The following is a 4,572-nucleotide window of genomic DNA, read 5'->3' as shown; positions in this document are numbered from 1 at the left end:
CCGGCGGGAGTCGTCGGCGGTGGCGATGCCGTTCTCGGTGATCATCAGCGGGACGTGGCCGGAGAGCTCCCACGCGCTGCGGAGTCCGTCGGCCGAGGCCTCGGGGTAGAACTCCCAGCCGGTCAGGGTCGTCTCGACGTCGTCTGCCACGGGCAACGGACCGGACGGGCCGATGAAGGTGCGGGTGTACGCCTGGACGCCGAGGAAGTCGTCCCCGGCGGCGTTCTCGAGGTACCAGTCGTCGCGCGGGTACCCGTACTCGCGGAGCATCTCGTCGGCACCCGGCTCCCCGTTCGACCGGAACGCCTGCGTCGCGATCGTCCAGCCGGACTGCAGGCCGGACACCTGCGAGAGGACCTCTCGCGACCGCTTGTGCGAAGCGAGCAGGGCGTCGGCGACGCCGAGGTCCGGGTTCGGCAGGCCGTAGGCGACGAGGTTCCGGGCATCCTCTCCCCCGGCGAGCATCGCGGCGATGTTCGGCTCGTTGATCGTGCAGACGTAGCGCACGCCGTCCTGGACGACGGGGAGGGCCGCCTCGGTGTAGCGGGCGAACAGGTCGGCGGCGTCGGGGGCGCGCCAGAAGCCGTCGCGCTCGAACCAGCGGGGAACGGTGAAGTGCATGAGCGTGACGATCGGCTCGATGCCGAACTCGTGGCAGGCCTCGACCATGCGGCGGTAGTGGTCGATCTCCGCGCGGGACACGAAGCCCCGCTCGGGCTCGATGCGCGCCCACTCGATGCTGAACCGGTAGGAGTTCAGGCCGAGCTCGGCGGCGATCCGGATGTCCTCGCGGTAGCGGTGGTAGCTGTCCGCCGCGTCCCCGGAGGGTTCGACGATGGTGGTGTCGGGCTCGTGCTCGTGCACCCACCAGTTGCTGTTGACGTTGTTGCCCTCGATCTGGTGGGCGGCGGTGGCGGCGCCCCAGAGGAAGCCGTCGGGGAACTGCAGCGTGGTGATGATGGTGCCTTTCGGTGCGTGCTCGGTCAGGTCAGTGCTGACTCATGAAGGTGTCGAAGACCGCGAGCGTCGCCGTCGGGTTCTCGACCTGGGGACCGTGGTAGCTCTCCGGGATGACCTCGTAGGCGGCGCCCGTGTCGAGCGCCATCTGCCGCTGCCACGGGATCGGCCAGGCGCCGTCCCACTCGCCGTGCGTCACGAGCACCGGCAGTCCGGTGGCGCGGAGATCGGCGGACGAGTCGGTGTGGTCCTCGAGGATGTGCCCGCCGGCGACGACGCTCGCGGGGTCGTGCGCGTCGAAGCGGTCGCGGACGAAGCGGGGGTCGTCGGGGAGCTCCTCGTCGGGCCGGTACGCCCAGAGCGGGTTCGTCGAATCGAAGAGCTGGCGGAGGTTGCCGGCGGTGTCGTGCAGGATCGTCAGCTCGGTCACCTTGCGGTAGGGCCAGCCGTACGGACCGGAGCAGAACTGCACGACGTCGCGGAACGCGCTCGGGTCGGCGATCGCGGCCTCGCGCACGATCACGCCGCCGAGCGAGTGGCCGATCAGGTGCACCGGCGCGCCGTCGTCGAGCAGCCGTGCGACCCGGACGACGTCGGCGGCTTCCTCGTCGAGCGTGTAGCCCGCGGGTCCGGACGCCCGCGCCGAGTCGGCCTGCCCGCGCCGGGTGATCGCGACCGCGGTCCAGCCGGCGTCCCGGAGGAGCGGCATGAACGTCCGCCAGTCCTCCTTCGACCCGGTGTACCCGGGGACGACGAGCACGACGCCCTTGCTGGGCCCGGACGGCACGACGCGGTAGGCGGTGAGCCGACCGACGGGGAGGTCGATCCCGACGACGTCGACGCCGTCGGGGGTGGGCAGGTGGCCGAACGGCGGGACCGTCGGGAAGTCGTGGAGGGTGCTCATGCCAGCAGTGTCCTCCGCGGGTTCGGCACGGCGTCGAGCAACGCCACGGTGTAGTCGTCCTGCGGGTGCTGCAGCACCTCGGCCGTGTGCCCCCGCTCGACCACGGCGCCGTCGTGCAGCACCATGATGTCGTCGGTGATGAGGCGCGCACTCAGCAGGTCGTGCGTGATGTAGAGGAGCGAGACGCCCCACTGCTCGCGGAGGTCCTCGAGCAGGGCGAGCACCCCGGCGCGGAGCGTCACGTCGAGCATCGAGACCGGCTCGTCGGCGATGATGACCTGCGGGTCGCTCGCCAGCGCCCGGGCGATGACCACGCGCTGCCGCTGGCCGCCCGAGAGCTGGTGCGGCAGCTTCTGCGCGAACTGCTCCACCGGGGTCAGGCCGACGGTCTCGAGCAGCTCGAGCACCCGCCGACGGGCATCGCGTCCGCGGAGGTCCGTGAAGTTCGCGATCGGCCGGGACAGCGTGTACTCCACCGTGTGCAGCGGGTTGAGCGCCGAGTACGGGTCCTGGAACACCATCTGGACCTCGGAGCGGAGGTCCTTGAGGCCGCGGCGCCCGAGCTTCGCGACGTCCGTGTCCCCGAACCGGACCGTGCCCGACGTCGGCTTCTCGACGCCGGTCAGCAGCTTCGCGATCGTGGACTTGCCCGAGCCGGACTGCCCGACGAGGGCGAGCGACTGCCCGGGCTCGAGGGTGAACGACACGTCGCGCACCGCCTGCACCGGCTGCTCGCCGCGGCGGGGTGCCGGGTACGTCTTCACGAGGTGGTCGACGACGATCGGGTTGCGTGCCGCACTGCGCTCGCGGGACCCGACCGTGCTGAACGAGCTCGTCGTCTCCTGGCGCGTCGCCCCGTCGGACGAGCGCTGCGACCGATCGGGGAACCCGGGCAGGCTCACGACCTCGGCGCGCGGGTCGGCGTAGTGCGACAGCAGCATCTTCGTGTAGTCGTCCTGCGGGTCGCGCAGGATCTCCTTCGAGCCGCCGTCCTCGACGATCCGCCCCTCGTGCATGACGAGCACGCGCTCGGTCGCCTCGAGGACGATGCCGAGATCGTGGCTGATCAGGATGGCCGTGAACCCCTCGGACTGCTGCAGCTCGATGATGGTGTCCATCACGGCGTGCTGCACGAGGACGTCGAGCGCGGTGGTCGGCTCGTCGAACACCATGAGCTGCGGTTCGAGCGACAGCGCGAGGGCGATCGAGACGCGCTGCCGCATGCCGCCGGAGAGCTCCCCGGGGAACCGGGCGAGCATCGACGTCGGCAGCTTCACCTTCTCGATGAGCTCCTTCATCCGGGCGTCCCAGCGGTCCCGCGACACGTGGCCGTGCGCCTTGAACACGTCGATGAAGTGGTTGCGGATGGTCCGCACCGGGTTGAGCGCGTTCATGCCGGACTGCAGCACCATCGCGAAGCCGCCCTGGCGCTGCTGCCGGAGGGCTTCCTCGTCGAGGTCGCGGATGTCGTGTCCGCCGAAGACGATGCTGCCGCCGTTCGTACGCGCCGGCGGTTTCTGCAGTCGGGTCAGCGCGTAGCCGAGGGTCGACTTGCCCGAGCCGGACTCGCCGACCAGGCCGACGAACTCGCCCTTCCGCAGGCTGAAGGACACGTGGTCGACGGCCTGGACGGCCTCCTGGCCGGCCGATTCGTACACGACCGACAGGTCGCGGACGTCCAGCAGGACGTCCTGCGTCACGCTCGTGGCGCGGTGCGGGTCGCACGGGAGGCGCGTGGCGGCGCCGTCCCGCGCCTCCAGGCCGTCCGATGCGTGCGTGGGTGCGCCGCTCATGCGGTGGCCTCCTTGCGCTTGCGACGCGCGCCGTCGCGCAGTCGCGGGTTGGACACGGCGTCGACGCCGAAGTTGATCAGGGTCAGGCTCATCGCGAGGAGGGCGATGCAGAGACCCGGGGCGAACAGCAGGATCCACTGGCCGGTGAGCAGCGCGTTCGAGTTCTGCGCCCAGTAGAGGATCGTGCCCCAGCTGACGATGGACGAGTCGCCGAGTCCGAGGAACTCGAGGCCCGCCTCGGCGAGGATGGCGCTCGTCGCCGCACCGAAGAACGAGCCGACGATGAGGCTCGTCATGTTCGGGAGGATCTCGCGGAACACGATGCGCGTCGCGCCGTCGCCGGAGAACTGGGCCGCGGTCACGAAGTCACGACCGCGGAGCGACTGCGTCTGGCTGCGCAGGACGCGCGCGCCCCAGGCCCAGCCGGTGACCACGATCACCGCGATGATGACCGCGATGCCGCCGTTCTGCAGGTACGCCGCGATGACGATCATGAGCGGGAGGCCCGGGATGACGAGGAAGAGGTTCACGATGAACCCGATGACCTCGGCGATCCAGCCCCGGACGTAGCCCCAGCTCAGGCCGATCGCGACCGCGACGAGCGTGGACAGCAGGCCCGCGACGGCGCCGCCCCCGCGCGGTGGTCAGCGGCCCATGCCGCGGTAGGTGAAGCCGGCTGCCGTCCAGGCGTCGCGGTCGAGGCAGTTGCGGCCGTCGACCACGATCGGGTCCGCCACGAGCGCGGCGACCGCGGCCGCGTCGAGCTCGCGGAACTCGGTCCACTCGGTCAGGACCAGCACGAGGTCCGCGTCCCGCAGTGCGTCGGTGGCGCGCTTCGCGTACTCCAGCTCCGGACGCACCCGGCGCGCCGTGACCACGGNCCTCCGGTCGTACGCGGCCACCGTCGCCCCGAGGCCT

5 protein-coding genes are annotated in these 4,572 nt (G+C 71.1%); all 5 read right to left on the bottom strand.

All coding sequences use genetic code 11. The features are described from left to right. The coding region (locus I5E_RS12090; RefSeq protein WP_049973506.1) for a family 1 glycosylhydrolase at nucleotides 1-948 on the bottom strand (948 nt) is incomplete at its 3' end. A gap of 40 nt (nucleotides 949-988) precedes the next feature. Further along, nucleotides 989-1,861 carry an alpha/beta fold hydrolase gene (locus I5E_RS12085; RefSeq protein ID WP_022907215.1) on the bottom strand — a complete coding sequence of 291 codons (873 nt, stop codon included), beginning with the start codon at nucleotides 1,859-1,861 and terminating at the stop codon, nucleotides 989-991. Next, nucleotides 1,858-3,654 (bottom strand): ABC transporter ATP-binding protein, encoded by a 1,797-nt coding sequence (locus I5E_RS12080; protein WP_022907214.1) that lies wholly within the window; start codon nucleotides 3,652-3,654, stop codon nucleotides 1,858-1,860. The genes I5E_RS12085 and I5E_RS12080 overlap by 4 nt, the downstream gene beginning before the upstream one ends. After that, nucleotides 3,651-4,235, bottom strand: a complete 585-nt coding sequence (locus tag I5E_RS12075) for an ABC transporter permease (RefSeq protein WP_261974929.1) — start codon at nucleotides 4,233-4,235, stop codon at nucleotides 3,651-3,653. Before I5E_RS12075 ends, I5E_RS12080 begins: the two co-directional genes overlap by 4 nt. A gap of 63 nt (nucleotides 4,236-4,298) precedes the next feature. After that, nucleotides 4,299-4,514, bottom strand: coding sequence for a UDP binding domain-containing protein (locus tag I5E_RS12070; protein ID WP_441294330.1), 216 nt, complete (start codon nucleotides 4,512-4,514; stop codon nucleotides 4,299-4,301). Nucleotides 4,515-4,572 lie beyond the last annotated feature (58 nt).

Source organism: Curtobacterium sp. B18, assembly GCF_000333375.1.
Classification (GTDB): domain Bacteria; phylum Actinomycetota; class Actinomycetes; order Actinomycetales; family Microbacteriaceae; genus Curtobacterium.
The sequence above is the reverse complement of the archived record's forward strand: the minus strand, read 5'-3'. Positions and strand labels throughout refer to the sequence as shown.

Coding starts and splice junctions, on each gene's coding strand:
- I5E_RS12085 (WP_022907215.1), bottom strand. CDS start 1,861: ATGAGCACCCTCCACGACTTCCCGACGGTCCCGCCGTTCGGCCACCTG.
- I5E_RS12080 (WP_022907214.1), bottom strand. CDS start 3,654: ATGAGCGGCGCACCCACGCACGCATCGGACGGCCTGGAGGCGCGGGAC.